This window comes from Streptomyces sp. NPDC052687 (assembly GCF_040678395.1).
Classification (GTDB): Bacteria; Actinomycetota; Actinomycetes; order Streptomycetales; family Streptomycetaceae; genus Streptomyces.
Genome location: NZ_JBFATR010000035.1, coordinates 15,058 through 32,199 on the forward strand (window position 1 = coordinate 15,058; position 17,142 = coordinate 32,199).

16 protein-coding genes, 1 tRNA gene and 1 pseudogene are annotated in these 17,142 nt (G+C 73.1%); 8 read left to right on the forward strand and 10 right to left on the reverse strand.

Features of this window, described 5'->3' with window-relative positions:
- The first annotated feature begins 53 nt into the window (after positions 1 to 53).
- Positions 54 to 314 (forward strand): hypothetical protein, encoded by a 261-nt coding sequence (locus tag AB0K92_RS24220; protein ID WP_365926041.1) that lies wholly within the window; start codon positions 54 to 56, stop codon positions 312 to 314.
- Between the two features lie 12 nt (positions 315 to 326).
- On the opposite strand, the gene AB0K92_RS24225 is transcribed toward AB0K92_RS24220, so the two are convergent.
- The 4 genes from AB0K92_RS24225 to AB0K92_RS24240 form a co-directional block, all read right to left on the reverse strand.
- A complete protein-coding gene (locus tag AB0K92_RS24225; RefSeq protein WP_365926043.1) occupies positions 327 to 1,442 on the reverse strand; it encodes a C40 family peptidase in 1,116 nt (371 codons plus the stop codon).
- A 103-nt stretch (positions 1,443 to 1,545) separates the two neighbouring features.
- Entirely contained in the window at positions 1,546 to 1,860 is a 315-nt protein-coding gene (locus tag AB0K92_RS24230; RefSeq protein ID WP_365926045.1) for a hypothetical protein, read from the reverse strand.
- A 10-nt stretch (positions 1,861 to 1,870) separates the two neighbouring features.
- The gene (locus AB0K92_RS24235; protein WP_365926047.1) at positions 1,871 to 2,527 is read right to left on the reverse strand and encodes a helix-turn-helix domain-containing protein; all 657 of its coding nucleotides are present in this window, start codon (positions 2,525 to 2,527) and stop codon (positions 1,871 to 1,873) included.
- Positions 2,528 to 2,579: 52 nt separating this feature from the next.
- On the reverse strand, positions 2,580 to 3,518 hold the full coding sequence (locus tag AB0K92_RS24240; protein WP_166002283.1) for a diiron oxygenase: 939 nt from the start codon (positions 3,516 to 3,518) through the stop codon (positions 2,580 to 2,582).
- A gap of 146 nt (positions 3,519 to 3,664) precedes the next feature.
- Here AB0K92_RS24240 and AB0K92_RS24245 point away from each other — a divergent pair.
- Positions 3,665 to 4,775 (forward strand): annotated as a pseudogene (locus AB0K92_RS24245) (ferritin-like domain-containing protein).
- A gap of 81 nt (positions 4,776 to 4,856) precedes the next feature.
- Positions 4,857 to 5,453 (forward strand): Uma2 family endonuclease, encoded by a 597-nt coding sequence (locus AB0K92_RS24250; protein WP_365926049.1) that lies wholly within the window; start codon positions 4,857 to 4,859, stop codon positions 5,451 to 5,453.
- On the opposite strand, the gene AB0K92_RS24255 is transcribed toward AB0K92_RS24250, so the two are convergent.
- The 4 genes from AB0K92_RS24255 to AB0K92_RS24270 form a co-directional block, all read right to left on the reverse strand.
- Positions 5,431 to 6,927, reverse strand: coding sequence for a penicillin-binding transpeptidase domain-containing protein (locus tag AB0K92_RS24255; RefSeq protein ID WP_365926051.1), 1,497 nt, complete (start codon positions 6,925 to 6,927; stop codon positions 5,431 to 5,433). The genes AB0K92_RS24250 and AB0K92_RS24255 overlap by 23 nt on opposite strands.
- Complete coding sequence (locus AB0K92_RS24260; RefSeq protein ID WP_365926053.1) at positions 6,924 to 8,300, reverse strand: FtsW/RodA/SpoVE family cell cycle protein; 1,377 nt, start codon at positions 8,298 to 8,300, stop codon at positions 6,924 to 6,926. Before AB0K92_RS24260 ends, AB0K92_RS24255 begins: the two co-directional genes overlap by 4 nt.
- A gap of 231 nt (positions 8,301 to 8,531) precedes the next feature.
- On the reverse strand, positions 8,532 to 9,806 hold the full coding sequence (locus AB0K92_RS24265) for an ATP-binding protein (RefSeq protein WP_365926055.1): 1,275 nt from the start codon (positions 9,804 to 9,806) through the stop codon (positions 8,532 to 8,534).
- Positions 9,806 to 10,534: a hypothetical protein gene (locus AB0K92_RS24270; protein WP_365926057.1), complete on the reverse strand. Its 729-nt coding sequence runs from the start codon at positions 10,532 to 10,534 to the stop codon at positions 9,806 to 9,808. The genes AB0K92_RS24265 and AB0K92_RS24270 overlap by 1 nt, the downstream gene beginning before the upstream one ends.
- 171 nt (positions 10,535 to 10,705) lie before the next feature.
- Between AB0K92_RS24270 and AB0K92_RS24275 the strand changes: the two genes are divergently transcribed.
- A complete protein-coding gene (locus AB0K92_RS24275) occupies positions 10,706 to 11,512 on the forward strand; it encodes a nuclease-related domain-containing protein (RefSeq protein WP_365926059.1) in 807 nt (268 codons plus the stop codon).
- A gap of 280 nt (positions 11,513 to 11,792) precedes the next feature.
- Here AB0K92_RS24275 and ligD read toward each other — a convergent pair whose 3' ends face one another.
- Positions 11,793 to 12,674, reverse strand: coding sequence for a non-homologous end-joining DNA ligase (ligD, locus tag AB0K92_RS24280; RefSeq protein ID WP_365926061.1), 882 nt, complete (start codon positions 12,672 to 12,674; stop codon positions 11,793 to 11,795).
- A gap of 76 nt (positions 12,675 to 12,750) precedes the next feature.
- Between ligD and AB0K92_RS24285 the strand changes: the two genes are divergently transcribed.
- Positions 12,751 to 13,773: a Ku protein gene (locus AB0K92_RS24285; RefSeq protein ID WP_365926063.1), complete on the forward strand. Its 1,023-nt coding sequence runs from the start codon at positions 12,751 to 12,753 to the stop codon at positions 13,771 to 13,773.
- 122 nt (positions 13,774 to 13,895) lie between these two features.
- Here AB0K92_RS24285 and AB0K92_RS24290 read toward each other — a convergent pair.
- Positions 13,896 to 13,967: transfer RNA gene (locus tag AB0K92_RS24290), tRNA-Arg, on the reverse strand.
- Positions 13,968 to 14,128: 161 nt separating this feature from the next.
- On the opposite strand from AB0K92_RS24290, the gene AB0K92_RS24295 reads away from it, so the two are divergent.
- The 3 genes from AB0K92_RS24295 (at position 14,129) to lysA (ending at position 17,110) form a co-directional block, all read left to right on the forward strand.
- A complete protein-coding gene (locus tag AB0K92_RS24295; RefSeq protein ID WP_365926065.1) occupies positions 14,129 to 14,632 on the forward strand; it encodes a response regulator in 504 nt (167 codons plus the stop codon).
- 91 nt (positions 14,633 to 14,723) lie between these two features.
- Positions 14,724 to 15,701 carry an ArgS-related anticodon-binding protein NrtL gene (gene nrtL / locus AB0K92_RS24300; protein ID WP_365926067.1) on the forward strand — a complete coding sequence of 326 codons (978 nt, stop codon included), beginning with the start codon at positions 14,724 to 14,726 and terminating at the stop codon, positions 15,699 to 15,701.
- A 17-nt stretch (positions 15,702 to 15,718) separates the two neighbouring features.
- The gene (gene lysA / locus AB0K92_RS24305) at positions 15,719 to 17,110 is read left to right on the forward strand and encodes a diaminopimelate decarboxylase (protein WP_365926069.1); all 1,392 of its coding nucleotides are present in this window, start codon (positions 15,719 to 15,721) and stop codon (positions 17,108 to 17,110) included.
- Positions 17,111 to 17,142: the final 32 nt, after the last annotated feature.

Consider the following 17,142-nt stretch of genomic DNA (forward strand, 5'->3'; position numbering starts at 1 on the left):
TTCGCCGAGCGGCGACCGCGGCGGCGTCCGCGTGTGTCGTCGCGATCGGGATCATGACGGCGCCCGAGGCCGCTGCCGCACCGGACACGGCCCCCGCGCAGGGGTGCTACCACCGCGACGGCTACCCGCCCGGCGGCGGCCGCAACATCGGCGGCTCACCGCCCAAGTACAAGTCCGGCGCGCGGGTGAAGTGGGAGATGCCCGCCGGGTACGGGGACTACGACTTCATGGTCCAGGCGTGCAACCGCGGTGGCTCCGGCCAGCGTTCGCACTGCACCAACTGGTCGCCGCAGCTCTACCTCAACGCGCGGTGACGCCCCGCGCCCTCACCGCTCGGCATCCGGACGCACCGCTCCCAGGATCGGGTTGTTCGCGATCGGTGACAGCTTGATCCGCTCGCCGGGTCGCGGCGCGTGGACGACCTGCCCGTCGCCCGCGTACAGCGCCACGTGCGTGGCGTCCGGGTGGTAGACCACCAGGTCGCCGGGGCGCAGCTCGGTGAGCGGGACCCTGGGCAGGCGGGCCCACTGCTCCTGGCTGGTGCGCGGTACGGGGACGCCCGCGGCGGCCCAGGCCTCGGAGGTGAGGCCCGAGCAGTCGTACGTACGCGGCCCCTCCGCGCCCCACTCGTAGGGCTTGCCGAGCTGGCGCAGGGCGTAGTCGAGGGCGCGGTCGCCCCGGCCGGACGGCTTGGCGTCGTCATCGAGGCCGTCACCGAGATCGTCGCCGAGGCCGTCACCAGGATCGTCGCCGAGGCCGTCGCCGAGACCGTCACCGAGGGCGCCGGAGGCGACCAGTTCCCGCTGGGCCTTCTCGACGCTCCGCTCCTCGAACTCGGCGAGCGCCGCGAGCCGGCCGGGGGTGAGGGAGGCCAGCAGCGCCTCGACGGCGTCGAGGCGGCGGCGGACGTCGTCGCGCTGCCGCCGGTGGCGTTCGGCGAGCGTGAGCCGGGTGTCGAGGGCCGCGCGGGCCTTGCGGGCCAGTTCGTCCGCCTTGCGTTCGGTGCCGGTGAGGCGGCCCACGGCCTCGGCGCGTTCCCGGGCCAGCCGGCCGATCACATGCCCCTGGTCGACGGCGTGCTGCGGATCGCCGGCCAGGAGCAGGCGCACGTACGGGGAGATGCCGGTGCTCTGGTACTGCTGGCGGGCGAGCCGGCCGGCGGCGCGCCGGCTGTCGTGCAGGGACAGGCGGACGCGGCTGAGCGCGCGGTCGAGCCGCTCGACCTCGGCGCGCTGCGCGCGCAGCTTCTCCTCGGTGGCGTTGTACGTCTCGGTCGCCTTTTCGGCCTCCCGGTACAGCCGCTGAAGGTCCGTCAGCAGCTCGGCGACGCCGCGGTCCCGGCCCGGACCGGGCTCGGGCGCGGCGGCCGCCGGGGCGGGCACGAGGGCGGCGTGGGCGGCCACGGCCGCCGTACAGATTAGACGCAGAAGCCTTCCTGACACGTCATCACCTCCGGTGCGGGGCGGTGTCTCCGCGCCGCACCGTGAGCATCCGGCGCCTTCGCGCGGGCCGCGCGCCGGGCGTGCTCGGGATGGCGTAACCGCGTCACCCGTCGGCGTCGTCCCGGTTGCCGCCCGGCGTGGCACCGGGACCGGGGCGGCGGGCCGGCTTCGTCCACGGCCACTTCGGCCGGTCGCGCTCCCGCTCGCCGCCGGGGTCGTGGACGTACTTCCAGCGGTGGGTCAGCCGGCCCTGGCCGAGGGACACCCGGCGGTAGATCAGCACGGCCGGCGGCCCGCCCGCCGGGTCAGGGACGGGGATGCGGTACGTCTTGGGCGGATGCCCGGTGATCCCCAGCAGCACGGGCAGCGTGCGGCCGTCCATCGGCCCGCCCTCGAAGGGGGTGTCTTCGCTCTTCACGGCACCAGTGTCAGCCATCCGCCGAGGTGAGCGCGTGCACGATCGCCGCCGTCTGCTCGTCCCGGGCGGCGGTCACCGACAGCACCGCGAGGAACTGGTCGACCAGCCAGTCCCGCAGCTCCTCGGCGGGCGGCTGCTTGTCCTCGTCCAGCCACATCAGGGACGCCGCCTCGACCGCGGTGATCCACATCCGGACGGTCATCCGCAGCCGCCTGCCGGGCGCGGCGACGTCCAGGTGGCGATAGATGTGCTCGGCCGCGGCCCGCCGTACGCCGTCCACTATCGCGTTGGTGCGGGAGGTCTCCACCACGCTGCCGCCCTGCAGGAGGGCGGCGAAACCCGCGTCGTGCTCGTCGACGAAGGCCAGATAGCGGTCGAGGGCCCGGGACAGCCGGGGCAGCAGGGGCCCCTGGCGCGGCTCGTCGAAGCAGCCCCGCAGCGCCTCGGCGGCGGAGCGCAGCGCGGCCTCGTACAGCTGCTGCTTGCCGCCGGGGAAGTAGCGGTACACCAGCGGCCGGGAGACCCCGGCGGCCTCCGCCACGTCGTCCAGCGAGACGTCCTCGGGGGCCCGGTGCGCGAACAGGGAGAGCGCGGCGTCGAGCAACTGGCTGCGGCGTTCCTCGACGCTGAGCCGGCGGTAGGTGCGGGCGGGGGCCTGAGGGGTCATGACCGGCAGCGTAACCGGCGGCCCCCGCCGGGGTCCGGGCAGCGTACGGCGTTCAGGCCAGCAGGCCCGAGGACTTCCACAGGCGGCGGCCCACGCCCCGCAGGACGCCGATGTCGTCCAGGAAGTCGGTCAGCCGCTTGGCGCCGGTCTGCATGATCTCCCTGCGGTGGCCGCTGGCCTTGACCTGGGCCATGGCCTCGCGCTTGTCGAGCCCGACGTTGGTGTACACCTCGGGGTTGACGAAGGCGACGGAGAAGACGCGGGCGAACTCGCCTGAGGTGACCCGGGTGAACTCCTGGGACCACTTCGGCGCGGTCACCATCTGGCGCCGCAGCTCCTCACGGGCGTACCGCACATGGCGGGCCTCCTCGACGACGTGGATGCGCGTGACGCCCCGGATCAGGGGCTGCACCCGCTCGTCGGGGAAGGTGAGGCGCTGCATCCAGTCCAGGACCTCCTCGCCGAGCAGGGTCGCGGTGAACGAGCCGGGCGTGGTGGAGATGGTCTTGAACAGGCGGCCGAGGTGCTGGTGGGTGCGGCTGACCGGGTACCAGGGCGTCCCGCCCCGGGCGATCAGCCGGGCGAACATCTTCGAGTGCCGGCACTCGTCCTCGATCTCGGTCAGCGCGTAGCGCACGTGCGCGCTCGTCGCCGCCTTGTCGTAGATGTGCCGCACGAGCAGCTGCATCAGGATGATCTCGAACCAGATGCCCAGTGAGGCGAGCGCCGCCGACTCGTGCCGGGACAGCAGGATCCGCTGCTCCTCGCTCATCCGCTTCCACAGCGGGGTGTCGTACAGCGACACCAGCTCCGGCGGCCAGAACCACTTGCCCTCCTCGAAGGGCGCGTCCCAGTCGAGTTCCTCGTCCGGGTCGAAGGAGTGCTTGGCGGAAGAGTCGAGCAGCCGCTCGGCCACCTGCTCCCGGTCCTTGAGCAGGCCGAGCGCGTCGCGCAGCCCTTCGACCGCGTCGGCTTCCGTCAGGGTCGTCATGGCAGTCCCAGTCCCATCTCGTCGTACGGAGCGGTGTTGGCGGTTACCCGTGGGTCACTGCTTATGAGACTGCCTGTCAGCAAGCCCGTCAATCCCCTGCGCGCGACTTGTTGACCGCGCGTCTACCGCGCGGGAACCTGCCGGACATGCCGACCTCCGACCAGTACGTCACACCGCCGGACGGCCCCCGCTGGGCCGTCCCCGCCACCGGCGCCGCCCGCTTCACCTGGGAATACGACGACGGACGGGACCGCCTCCTCGCCCTCTACCAGAAGGGCAAGGACAAGCAGTGGGACGGAACGAAACGCATCGACTGGGACTTACCGGTCGACCCCTACGACCCCCTCGGCACCCGACGAGGCCCTGGCCCTCTACGGCACCCCTTACTGGCCCAAACTCACCGGCAAGGACCGCGCCGAACTGCGCCGGCACTACGCCTCCTGGCAGTTCAGCCAGTTCCTGCACGGCGAACAGGGCGCGATGATCTGCGCCGCGCGGATCGTGGAGTCCGTCCCCGACCTCGACGCCAAGTTCTACTCGGCCACCCAGACCATGGACGAGGCCCGCCACGCCGAGATATACGGCCGCTTCCTGCACGAGAAGATCGGCCTCCTCTACCCCGTCGACGACAGCCTCAAGTCCCTCCTCGGCGACACCCTGAACGACAGCCGCTGGGACATGCCGTACCTGGGCATGCAGGTGCTCATCGAAGGCCTCGCCCTCGCCGCCTTCGGCATGATCCGCGACACCACCACCAAGGAACTCCCGAAGCAGATCCTCGCCTACGTCATGCAGGACGAGGCCCGCCACGTCGCCTTCGGCCGCATGGCCCTGCGCGACTACTACCGGCAGCTCACCGACGCCGAACTGCGCGAACGCGAGGAGTTCGTCATCGAGGGCTGCTACGCCATGCGCGACCGGCTGCGCGGCGAGGAGGTCCTGGAGAACTTCGGCATCCCCCGGGCGGAGGCGGAACGCTACAGCGAGCAGTCCGAGTACCTCGCCCTCTTCCGCAAGCTCCTCTTCAGCCGCATCGTCCCCTGCGTCAAGGACATCGGCCTGTGGGGCAGGCGCCTCCAGCAGGCCTACGTCGACATGGGCGTCCTCGAACTGGGCGACGCGAGCCTGGACCTGCTCATGACCCAGGACGAGGAGATCGCCGACCGCCTGGACGCGCAGCGGTTCGCGGCGGAGGAGCGGGAGCGGGTGGCGGAGGTGACGGAGACGATCGAGCAGGGTCAACGCCCGGCCGATTGATCACACGATCGACGGGCGAATCGGCATATGCGCCTGGGTACGCTGATCCTGCCAGGCAGACTCCGTCGCATGGGAGCAATCATGAGCGCCGCGCGTGACTACGGGCTGGACGACGACTACCAGTGGCCGCGCCCGCCGCAGGGCGGCTGGACGGCGGACGACCTGGACCGGCTCCCCAACCTTCCTCCGCACACGGAGCTGATCGACGGGAGCCTGGTTCTCGTGAGCCCGCAGACGTTCTTCCACATGCGGACGCTTCGGCTCCTGGAGGCCGTCCTGCTGAAGCAGGTGCCGGACGAGTTCGACGTCTACCGGGAGTTCACCGTCACGCTCGACAGGCACAACCGCCCGGAGCCCGATGTCCTGGTGGTCCGCGCCGGCGCTGACACCGGGCCAAGGGCCACGCGGCTCCTTCCCGAAGACGTCGTTCTCGCGATCGAGGTCGTCTCCGAGGACTCGGTGGCGCGGGACCGGGAGATCAAGCCCTTGAAGTACGCCAAGGCCGGCATCGGCCACTTCTGGCGAGTCGAGGAGAACGACGGCCTCCCCGTGGTCTACGTCTACGAGCTGGACCCGGCCACCGCCGCCTATACGCCGACCGGCATCTTCCACGACAAGCTCGAACTCACCGTCCCGTTCCCCATCGAGATCGACCTCACCGCCAGCGACCGCCGATAGACCGAGGGCCGCCCTCTCCGGTGGCGAGCACCGCCTCCATCACCGCCCTGGCGATCGGTGCCGCCATCCCGCCGCCGGTGATGTCGCCCCGGTCGGCCGACGCGTCCTCCACCACCACGGCCACCGCCACCTTCGGCTCCAGGTCCCGCGCGCCCTGCGCCCACGAGACGAACCACGCGTACGGCATACCGGAGTTGCCGACGCCGTGCTGCGCGGTACCCGTCTTGCCGCCCACGATCGCGCCGGGGATCGCCGCGTTCCTGCCCGTGCCCTCCTCGACCACCCCCCGCATCAGCGCGCGCATCCGGACCGCGGTCGACGGGTGCATCGCCTGCCGGACCGGGCGCGGCCCGGCGGACTGCACGGTCGCCCCGTGCGCCGTCGTCGTCCGCTCCACCAGATAGGGCTCCCGCAGCTGCCCGCCGTTGGCCACCGCCGCCGCCACCATCGCCATCTGCAACGGCGTCGCCCGGGTGTTGTACTGCCCGATCGAGGACAGCGCGAGCTGCGCCTTGTCGACGGTGGTGTCGAAGGTGCTCGGCGCGACCGAGTACGGGATGCGCAGATCCGTGTCGTTGAAGCCGAACGCCTCCGCCGCGGCCGCCATGTCCGCCACCCCGACATCCGCGCCGAGCTTGGCGAACACCGTGTTGCACGACCGCTCGAAGGCCACCCGCAGCGGCGCGTTCTCGCACCCCTCGTTCCCGTTGGTCAGCCTCGTCGTCGTACCCGGCAGGGTGTACGGGTCGGGTGAGTCGGTCGGACGGTCGAGGTCCCTGACCGCCCCCGCGTCCAGCGCCGCCGCCGCCGTCACCACCTTGAAGGTCGAGCCCGGCGGATACGTCTGCCGCACCGCCCGGTTCAGCATCGGCTTGTTCGGGTCCTCGTTCAGCTGCGCCCAGGACCGGCCCACCGTCACGCCGTTGCCGGACAGCGACTCCGGGTCGTAGGACGGTGTCGAGACCAGGGCCAGGATCCGCCCGGTCGCGGGCTCCAGCGCGGCCACCGCGCCCCTGCGCGCCCCGAGCCCGGTGTACGCCGCCCGCTGGGCCGCCGCGTTGAGGGTGGTGACCACGTCGCCGCCCGGGGTGCGCGCCCGGGTGAGGTCGTTGATCAGGGCCAGCGGCGACAGCATCGGATCGGTGCCGGAGAGGATGCCGTCCTCGGCGTGCTCCAGCAGCGAGGAGCCGTACACCTGGGAGGCGAAGCCGGTGACCGGGGCGTACAGCGGGCCGTCGGTGTACGTCCGCTCGTAGCGCAGCCGGCCCCCGGTGTCCTTGGAGCCGGTGACCGGCCGGCCGCCCACGAGGATGTCCCCGCGCGGCTGGGCGTACCGGGCGATGGCCTGGCGGCGGTTGGCGGGGTTGTCGTCGAGGGCGGGGGCCTGGAAGACCTGGACGCGGGCCGCGTTGACCAGCAGGGCCACCAGGAGCAGGGCGCAGAAGGCGGCGGCGTGCCGGATGTGCCGGGTCACGGGCCCACCTGCCCGTCGTACTGCTTGCGCGCCGCGTGGCTCACCCGGATCAGCAGCGCCACGATCGCCCAGTTGGTGACGACCGAGGAGCCGCCCTGGGCGAGGAACGGCATCGCCATGCCGGTCAGCGGGATCAGCCCGGTCACCCCGCCCGCGATCACGAACACCTGGAGCGCCACGATGGAGGCGAGACCGACGGCGAGCAGCCGGCCGAACGGGTCGCGCAGCGCGAGACCGGCGCGGTAGCCGCGTTCCACCAGCAGCGCGTAGAGCAGGAAGATCGCGGTGAGTCCGGCGAGGCCCAGTTCCTCGCCCGCCGTGGCCAGGATGAAGTCCGACTTCACGGCGAAGCCGATCAGGACCGAGTGGCCGAGGCCCAGACCGGTGCCCAGCACACCGCCCGCGGCGAAGGCGAACAGCGACTGCGCGACCTGGTTCGGGCCCTGACCTGCGTCGATGGTGGCGAACGGGTGCAGCCAGTCCTCGATCCGGCCGTGCACGTGCGGCTCCAGCCGGGCCACGGCGACCGCGCCCAGCACCGCCAGCAGCAGACCGACCGCGATCCAGCCGGTGCGGCCGGTGGCGACGTAGAGCATGACGACGAACAGGCCGAAGAACAGCAGCGAGGTGCCGAGGTCGCGTTCCAGGACCAGCACGCCCACGCTGAGCAGCCAGATCGCGAGGACCGGTCCGAGGACCCGGCCGGTGGGCAGCTGCAGCAGCCAGATCCGGCGGCCGGTGTACGCCAGCGCGTTGCGGTTGGCGGCCAGGTACGCGGCGAAGAACACCGCCAGCAGCACCTTCGCGAACTCGCCCGGCTGGATGGAGAACCCGGCGATCCGGATCCAGATGCGGGCCCCGTTCACCGCCGGGAAGAAGATCGGCAGGGTGAGCAGGGCGAGCGCGACGGCCACGCACACGTACGCGTAGCGCTGGAGGAAGCGGTGGTCGCGCAGGAAGAAGACCACACCGATGAACAGGGCCACCCCGAGCGTGGACCAGACGAGCTGGGCGGGCGCCGCCCGGTCCGCCGGGGTCTCCAGGTCGAGGCGGTAGATCAGGACCAGGCCGAGGCCGTTGAGCAGCACCCCGATGGGCAGCAGCAGCGGATCGGCGTAAGGGGCGCGCAGCCGCACCGCCAGATGGGCGAGGAGGGCGAGCACCCCGAGCCCGGCGCCGTAGCCGGCGGCGCCCGGCGGGAGGGCGCCGTGCCGGGCCAGGCCGACCGCGCAGTAGCCGCACACCGGGAGCAGGACGGCCACGACGATGAGCGAGAGTTCGATGCCACGGCGCCGGGGGAGGCGTAGCGCGGGAGCGGGCACGTCCGCGGCCACGGCGGTTCCGGTCCCGGTGCCGGTTCCTGCCTTCGTCATGCCCGGAACCTACCCAGACAGTCCGGCTCGTCGTGCCTCATCCCGATGTGCCCCGCGCCAGGAGGGACCACAGGGGACATCGGTGACCTCCATACGGGCGTACGGGGCGGCGGGACGGCGGGTGGCGGGACGGCGAGCTTCCGGGCGGGGCCGGGGGCGGGCGCGGGGTTGACTCACCGCCACCCTAGGAGCGGGGCGGGCCCGCCGCGCGTCGCGTTGCGCCAGGCGAGGTCACGCCCCGCCCCGCGGCCCCGCGGCGGTCCGGCGCGGCGGCGTGGCGGGCAGCGTCAGGGTGGCCACCGCCCCGCCGTCGGGCGCGTTGGCGAAGCTCAGGCGGGCGCCCAGCACCTCCGCCTGGCCGAGCGCGATGGTCAGCCCGAGACCGTGCCCGCGGGCACCGCCCTCGGTGCGGAACCGCTGGGGGCCGTGCGCCACCAGGTACTCGGGATAGCCGTCCCCGTGGTCCCGTACCGTCACCACCGGCCCGTCCACGGTCAGCACCACCGGCGCCCGCCCGTGCCGGTGCGCGTTCGCCACCAGGTTGCCCAGCACCCGCTCCAGCCGCCGCCGGTCGGTCTCCACCCGCGCGTCCCGCACCAGCCGCACCTCGGTCTCGGTGCCGGACGCCCGCACCACCCGCCGGGCCAGCGCCCCCAGCTCCTCGCTGTCCAGCTCCAGCCGCTCGCGCCCGGTGTCCAGCCGGGAGATCTCCAGCAGGTCCTCGGTGAGCGTGCGCAGCGCCGCCACCCGGTCGCGCACCAGCTCCGTCGGCCGCCCCGGCGGCAGCAGCTCGGCCGCCGCGTGCAGGCCGGTCAGCGGGGTGCGCAGCTCGTGCGCCACATCCGCGGTGAACCGCTGCTCGGCCAGCAGCTTGCCCTGCAGCGACGCCGCCATGGAGTCCAGCGCGGCGGCCACCGCCGCCACCTCGTCCTGCGGGCGGCCCGGATCGCCGGCGCGCCGGTCGTGCACCCGCGCGTCGAGGTCGCCGGCGCTGATCCGCCGCGCGACCCGCGCCGTCGCGTGCAGCCGCCGCGTCACCCGGGTCACCGCGAACGCGCCGACCAGCAGCGTCGCCCCGATCGCCAGCGCCGAGGACCCCACGATGGCCCGGTCGAGGCCGTCGATGGTGCGGGCCTGCTGCGCGTAGTCGACGGCCACGGCGAGCGCGTGCCCGCCCTCGGCGGGGCCCGCCGCCCACATCGTGGGCCGGCCCCGGTGGTCGGCGACCATCGTGCCGCGCTGCCCGTCGGCCGCCAGCTCGCGCAGCGGCTCCGGCAGCTCCCCGGGATCGATCCCCGCGCCCGCCGACAGCGGATCGCCCGCCTCGTACGCCTCCGTCGCGTCCGCCAGCCGGGCCAGCGCCAGGTCGCGGGCCTCGCCGACGGTCTGGTTGGTCACCGACACATGCACCAGCGCGCCGAGCAGCGCGGCGAGGGCGCAGCACATCACCGTGATGAACAGCGCCGCCTTCACGGCCAGCGCACCGGCCCACTGCGGAAGCCTCATCACCGGCTCTCCGCGGGGGAGGGCACCCGGCTGCTTGTCGCGGACGGCCCCCGCCCGCCGGTGCGCAGCATCTCGTCATGGGTGAGCAGCATCGCCCGCTGCTCCGGGTCCCAGCTCCACTGGAGCCGGTACTCGTACCCCTTCACCTCCGACGGCGACCGGATGATCACCGACCGCCCGGCCAGCTCGACCCCGCTGACGGCGTCGTCCCACAGCATGACCCGCACCAGCCGCCCGTTCTCCACGGTGTAGACCCGCACGGCGGTCAGCTCGCCCGGCAGCTGCCGGAAGCCCAGCGTCAGGTCGTCGTGCCCGTCGCCGGTCAGATCCCGGTAGTACGGCGCGAGCACCGGGCACCCGCCCCGTCCCGGCCCCGCGGCGCACTCGGCCATCCGCGCGCCCGTCTCACGGAAGCGCGCCCCGGAACCCTCGTAGTCCCTCGGATGCGCGTCGATCTCGGCCCGTACGACGGCCACCGGATCCACCGTGTGCACGTTCCCGCCGGGCACCCGCACCCCCTTGACCACCTCCCGCTCCACCTCGCCGATCTCGTAGGCGGGACTGGACGCGGGCGGCAGCGCCGGCCACAGCAGGGCCGGGCCCTCGGCGGTCGGCGTGGGCCCCGCGCTCCGCAGCCCGCCGGCGTCCCCGCAGGCCGTGGCGGTGCCGCCGGTGGCCAGCAACAGGGCGGCGACGGCCAAGGCGCGGGCACGGACGCGGACGGGCACGGCACTCCGGTGATCAGGCTGACCAGGGACGCGTACACCTTATTCGTACGGACGTCCTTTTTGCGCGCCGCGAGCGGCCCGCGACGGCCGGCGAGCGGCGGACCCCGCGCGGCAGCCGGGTTCTTGCCCCCGCGGCACCCCTCCTGTTCCCATGGACGAGGGGTGATGTGCATGAGCGGAACCGGCGCACTGCGCGTCATACCGACCCGGCGCCACGGCCGGGAACGCCTCTACGTCTGCCTCCCGGACGGCGCGAACATCGCCTGGTACGACCGTGAGACGGCACGCGTCAACCTGCTGAGCGAGGACCGCAGAGAGGCCGTCCTGGCCGCCCTGCGCCCCTTCGTCACCGGCCCGGTCACGGTCGGCCCGCCCCCGGTCCCCACCCCCGCCGAACTGGCCCGGCTCACCCTCCACCCCGACGACGACCTCGCCCCCAACCGCCCCGGCGAGGCCCTGCTCGTCTCCGTCGACCGCGACCCGCCCCACCCCCTGCGCCCCGATCCGAGACGCCGCGCCCTGGAGGCCGAGCAGGCCATCGGCGCCGCGCTCGACGCCCTGGACGGGGCCGGCTGGCACACCCTGCACTCCGTGCCCCTGCCCGGCGGCGACCGCGTCCACCACCTGCTGATCGGGCCCGGCGGCCTGTTCGCCGTCCACGCCCTCCACGCCCGCAGGCAGCGCGTCCACGTCGCCGACCCCATGGTCACCGTCGGCCGTCGCGAGCCCGTCCCCCTCCTGCGCCTGCTCCGCGCCGAGGCCTCCCGCGCCTCCCACGCCCTCACCGCCGAGGTCCGCCCCGTCCTCGCGCTCCTCGCCCCCACCCGGCTGAACGTCCCCGGCCCGGTCCGCGGCGTCCGCGTCCTCACCGACACGGACATCGACGCCCTGGGCCGTCTGGGAGGCGTACTGAAACCGGCGGACGTGGAGGCCCTGCACGCGATGGCCCGGGACCGCCGGACGTGGACACGGGTGTGAGCGACGGGGGGCGCGCCCCGCACGCCGACCGGGAGGGTGCCCCGTACGGCGCCGGACCCGCGACAGCCCGCTCACGGTGACGGACCCCGACAACCCCCTCGTGGCGGCGGAGCTGCGACAGCCCTCTCACGGCGGCGGACCCCCGACCGCCCTGACGCGGGGACGGAGTCACACGAACCGGGTCACGGCGACGGAGTCACACGAGCTGGGTCACGGCGACGGAGTCACACGGGCCGGGCACGGTGACGCCGGGCACGGGGACGGAGTCACATGAGCCGGGTCAGGGCAGCGGCGCCGCGTGGTCCGGATCGAGGAGCGGGGCGAGCAGATCGCCGAAGTCCTGCACCCGCGGGGCGATGTCCGGCGCGCGGAAGGCCAGCTGGGCGGGGTCCCCGCAGGCCTCGACCTCCTCCCAGGTGACCGGCGCGGAGACCCACGGCTCGGGGCGCGCCCGCAGGGTGTACGGGGTCGCCGTCGTCTTGCGGGCGGCGTTCTGGCTCCAGTCGACGAACACCTTGCCCGGCCGCAGGCTGCGCGTCATGCGGTGGACGACCAGCCGCGGCATGGCGCGCTCCGCCTCCACGGCGAGCGCCTTGGCGTACTCGGACGTCTGCTCGGAGGACGCCCCGCGCACCGCCGCGAGCAGATGCAGCCCCTTGGACCCGGAGGTCTTCGCGTACGCCTCGATGCCGTCCTCGGCCAGCCGCTCCCGCAGCCACAGGGCGACCTCGCAGCAGTGCACGACGGTCGCGGGCGCCCCCGGATCCAGATCGAAGACGACCCGGTCGGCCTCGTCGGGAGTCTCGGCCAGCCACTGATGGGTGTGGAACTCGGCGACCAGGTTGGCCGCCCACATCAGGCTCGCCAGATCCTGCACCAGCACCATCCGCGCCGGCCCCTCCGACCGGTGCACCTCGGCGGTCATGACCCAGTCGGGGGTACCGGGCGGCACGTTCTTGGTGAAGAAGAGCTGCCCGTCCGGGCCGTCGGGGTAGCGCAGGAAGGACACCGGCCGGTCCCGCAGATGGGGGAGGAGGACGTCGGCGGTGGTGGCGTAGTAGTGCAGCACCTCGCCCTTGGTGAAGCCGGACGCCGGGTACAGCACCTTCTCCAGGTTGCTCAGCGCGAGCCTCCGGCCCTCCACCTCTGTGATCGGCGTCATACCATGAGAATCACACGAAACCGGGACATATCGCCCGGTAAGGCCGCCTGGCGGTGCCGCTTACCGGTTGGGAAAGGTGGGACGCGTGCGATCCATTTGGAACGGAGCCATCTCCTTCGGCCTGGTCAGCATCCCCATCAAGCTGGTGAACGCCACCGAGAGCCACTCGATCTCCTTCCGCCAGATCCACACGGAGGACGGCGGCCGCATCCGCTACCGCAAGGTCTGCGAACTGGAGGACCGCGAGGTCACCCAGTCGGAGATCGGCAAGGGGTACGAGGACGCCGACGGCACGATCATCCCGATCACCGACGAGGACCTGGCCCAGCTTCCGCTGCCCACCGCCAAGACGATCGAGATCGTCGCCTTCGTCCCGGCCGAGCGGATCGACCCGCTCCAGATGGACGCGGCGTACTACCTCGCCGCGAGCGGCGCCCCCGCCGCCAAGCCGTACACCCTCCTGAGGGAGGCGCTCAAGCGCAGCAACAAGGTGGCCATCGCCAAGTTCGCGCTGCGCGGCCGCGAACGCCTCGGCATGCTCCGCGTGGTCGACGACGTGATCGTCATGCACGGCCTGCTCTGGCCCGACGAGGTCCGCGCCCCCGAGGGCGTAGCCCCCGACACCGACGTCACCGTCCGCGACAAGGAACTCGACCTCGCGGACGCCCTCATGGACACCCTCGGCGAGGTCGACCTCGCCGACCTCCACGACGAGTACCGCGAGGCCGTCGAGGAGGTCATCGCCGCCAAGGCCGCCGGCGAGGCACCCCCCGAGGCCCCCGAGCCCGCCCGCAGCGGCAAGGTCCTCGACCTGATGGCCGCCCTGGAGAAGAGCGTCCGCGCCGCCCAGGAGTCCCGGGGCGAGGGCGCCGAGGTCAGACCCCTCACCTCCCGCCCGGCCCCGAAGCAGACGGACGCCAAGAAGTCCACCTCGACGGCCAAGAAGCCGGCGAAGAAGACCGCCACGAAGAAGACGACGACCAAGTCGACGACGGCCCAGACCTCGAAGAAGACGGCGTCCACCAAGAGCACCGCGACGAAGACCACGGCCAAGAAGACTCCGGCGAAGAAGACGACATCCCGCAAGCGCTCGGCATGAGCGCACGCCACGGAACGACGCACCACACGCCAAAGAGCGAGACCCAGCAACAACTGGATCCCGCTCTCCTGTATCGGCACTCGCCCTGGTCACATCTTTACACCCACATGTGACCCGACAAGTGCCCCCGGCAGGATTCGAACCTGCGCACACGGCTCCGGAGGCCGTTGCTCTATCCCCTGAGCTACGGGGGCGTGTCGGTCGCGGTGTCTCGCGGCGACGGGTAGAACACTACCAGCTCCGAGTGGGTGTTCATGAACGGGTTTCCCTGGGGTGGCGCGGGCCGGGTCGCCCGCAGGGGGTGGAAGTGGGGAAAACCGGGACGCGGTGGCCGGTCCGGACCTACTCTCGAGTTGTGCCAGGCGCGTCCGGCCGGATCCTTGTCGTGGACGACAACAAGGTCATCCGGCAGCTGATCAGGGTCAATCTCGAGCTGGAGGGCCTCGAGGTCGTGACCGCGGCCGATGGTGCCGAATGTCTGGAAGTCGTGCACCAGGTCCGGCCCGATGTCGTGACGCTCGACGTCGTGATGCCGAGACTCGACGGACTGCGGACCGCCGCCCTGCTGCGCGCCGACCCGCGCACCCGTGACCTTCCGCTCGCGATCGTCAGCGCCTGTACGCAGTACGAGGTCGACAGCGGTCTCGACATCGGCGTCGACGCCTTCCTCGCCAAGCCCTTCGAGCCGTCCCAGCTGGTGGGGATCGTGCGCAGGCTGATGGAGGGGAAGAAGGGCGGCGAGGGAGGGGCGGAGAGCGCGGGCGACGGGGCGGCGAGCGGACAGAGCGGCAGCGGCAGCGGCGGCGGTGGGCTGGTCACCGCTGAGGGAGGGGAGACCGCCGGGCGGCCCGGTAGTTGAGGCGCGGGGTCCGGCCGGCCTCGCCGTCCGCATGCCGGACCGGCGTAAACCGGCTCGCCCGTCCACCCCCCTCCTCCCCTACGCTTGTCCCGTGACCCCCGTCGAGCTCTCCCGCACCGTGCTGCGCGCGGTGCGCCGTGCTGTCGACGCGGGGGAGCTGAGGGTGACCGTTCCGGCGCGGGCCGTGGTGGGTCCGCCGGGGGCGGGGGGCTGGGGGGACTACGCGACGAACATCGCGCTGCAGCTGGCCCGCCCCGCCGGGCAGCCCCCGCTGCGGGTGGCCGAGGTGATCCGGCCGTATCTCGTGGACGCCGACGGCGTCGGCGCGGTGCGGATCACAGGGCCGGGGTTCCTGAACATCCGGCTGCGGGACTCGGTCGCCGTACGGCTCGTGCGGCGGATCCTCGCCGAGGGGACGCGGTACGGGCGCGGGGACGCCCTCGCCGGGCAGGTCGTCCGGCTTCGCATCCCCTACGACGTGCGCGCCGAAGTCCTCGCCGACGCGCTCGGCCGCATCGTCGCGTCGCAGGGCGGGCGGGCCGAGACCGGGCACGGCGAACCGGTGACGCTGCGGCCGGTGCCCGCGCCGGAGGACCCCGCGCCGCTCGGCGCCGACGCCGCCCGCTGGGCGCTGCTGCATCCCGCGCCGCACGACCGGCCCCGGATCACCGCCGACCACCTCGTCCAGCGGGAGAGCAACCCCCTCTTCCGCGTGCGCTACGCCCACGCCCGCACCCGGGCCCTCGGGCGCAACGCCGCCGACCTCGGATTCAGCGCCGAGCCGGGCCCCGTCGACGACGTGGACGGCTCCGGCGCACTCGTCGGGCTCCTCGCCGATCACCCCCGCGTCCTGTCCGCGGCCGCCACCCACCGTGCCCCGGACCGCCTCGCCCGGCATCTCGTCAGCGTCGCCGACGCCGTCCTGCCCGTCCTGCCCGCGGTGCTGCCGCGCGGTGCGGAGAAACCCTCGGCCGCCCACCGGGCCCGGCTCGCCCTCGCCGAAGCCGCCGGGACGGTGCTGGCCGGCGGCCTGTTCCTGCTCGGCATCGACGCACCCGAACACCTCTGAGAGAGCCACGACACGCCATGAGCCGTTCCGCACACCCCGCCGGGCCCCGTCACGCCGACGTCCTTCCCGAGGGTCACTACTCCGCCCCGCCGGCCGACCTCAACGCCCTCGACCCGAAGGTGTGGGCGCAGACCGTCACCCGCACCGAGGACGGCGTCGCCGCCGTCGGCGGGATCGATGTGAAGACCCTCGCCGAGGAGTTCGGCACCCCCGCCTACATCCTCGACGAGACCGACTTCCGGGCCCGCGCGCGGGCCTGGCGCAGCGCCTTCGGGCAGGACGCCGACGTGTTCTACGCGGGCAAGGCGTTCCTGTCCCGCGCCGTGGTGCGCTGGCTGCACGAGGAGGGGCTGAACCTGGACGTCTGCTCCGGCGGTGAGCTGGCGACCGCGCTGTCCGCCGGGATGCCCGCCGACCGGATCGCCTTCCACGGCAACAACAAGTCCCCCGCCGAGATCCGCCGGGCGATCGAGGCCGGGGTCGGGCGGATCGTGCTCGACTCCTTCCAGGAGATCGTCCGGGTCGCGCACATCGCGCAGGAACTGGGCAAGCGGCAGCGGGTGCAGATCCGTATCACCGTCGGCGTCGAGGCGCACACGCACGAGTTCATCGCGACCGCGCACGAGGACCAGAAGTTCGGCATCCCGCTCGCGGGCGGGCAGGCCGCCGAGGCCGTGCGGCGGGCTCTCCGGCTCGACGGGCTGGAGCTGATCGGCATCCACAGTCACATCGGCTCGCAGATCTTCGACATGTCCGGCTTCGAGGTCGCCGCCCACCGCGTGGTCGGACTGCTGAAGGACATCCGTGACGAGCACGGCGTCGAACTGCCCGAGATCGACCTCGGCGGCGGGCTCGGCATCGCGTACACCAGTGACGACGACCCCCGCGAGCCGCACGAGATCGCGAAGGCGCTCACCGAGATCGTGACGCGGGAGTGCGAGGCCGCCCGGCTGCGCACGCCGCGGATCTCCGTCGAGCCCGGGCGCGCCATCGTCGGCCCGACCGCCTTCACGCTCTACGAGGTCGGCACCGTCAAGCCGCTCGACGGGCTGCGGACGTACGTCTCCGTCGACGGCGGCATGTCCGACAACATCCGTACGGCGCTGTACGACGCCGAGTACAGCGTCGCTCTGGTCTCCCGCACCTCCGACGCCGAGCCGATGCTCGCCCGGGTCGTCGGCAAGCACTGCGAGAGCGGGGACATCGTCGTCCGGGACGCGTTCCTGCCGGCCGACCTCGCGCCCGGCGACCTGATCGCCGTGCCGGCGACCGGGGCGTACTGCCGCTCCATGGCCAGCAACTACAACCACGTACCGCGTCCCCCGGTCGTCGCCGTGCGGGACGGCGAGGCGCGGGTGATCGTCCGCCGGGAGACCGAGGACGATCTGCTCCGGCTCGACGTGGGCTGATCCCCGCGGGGGAGCCGTCGGCGGAAGATCTC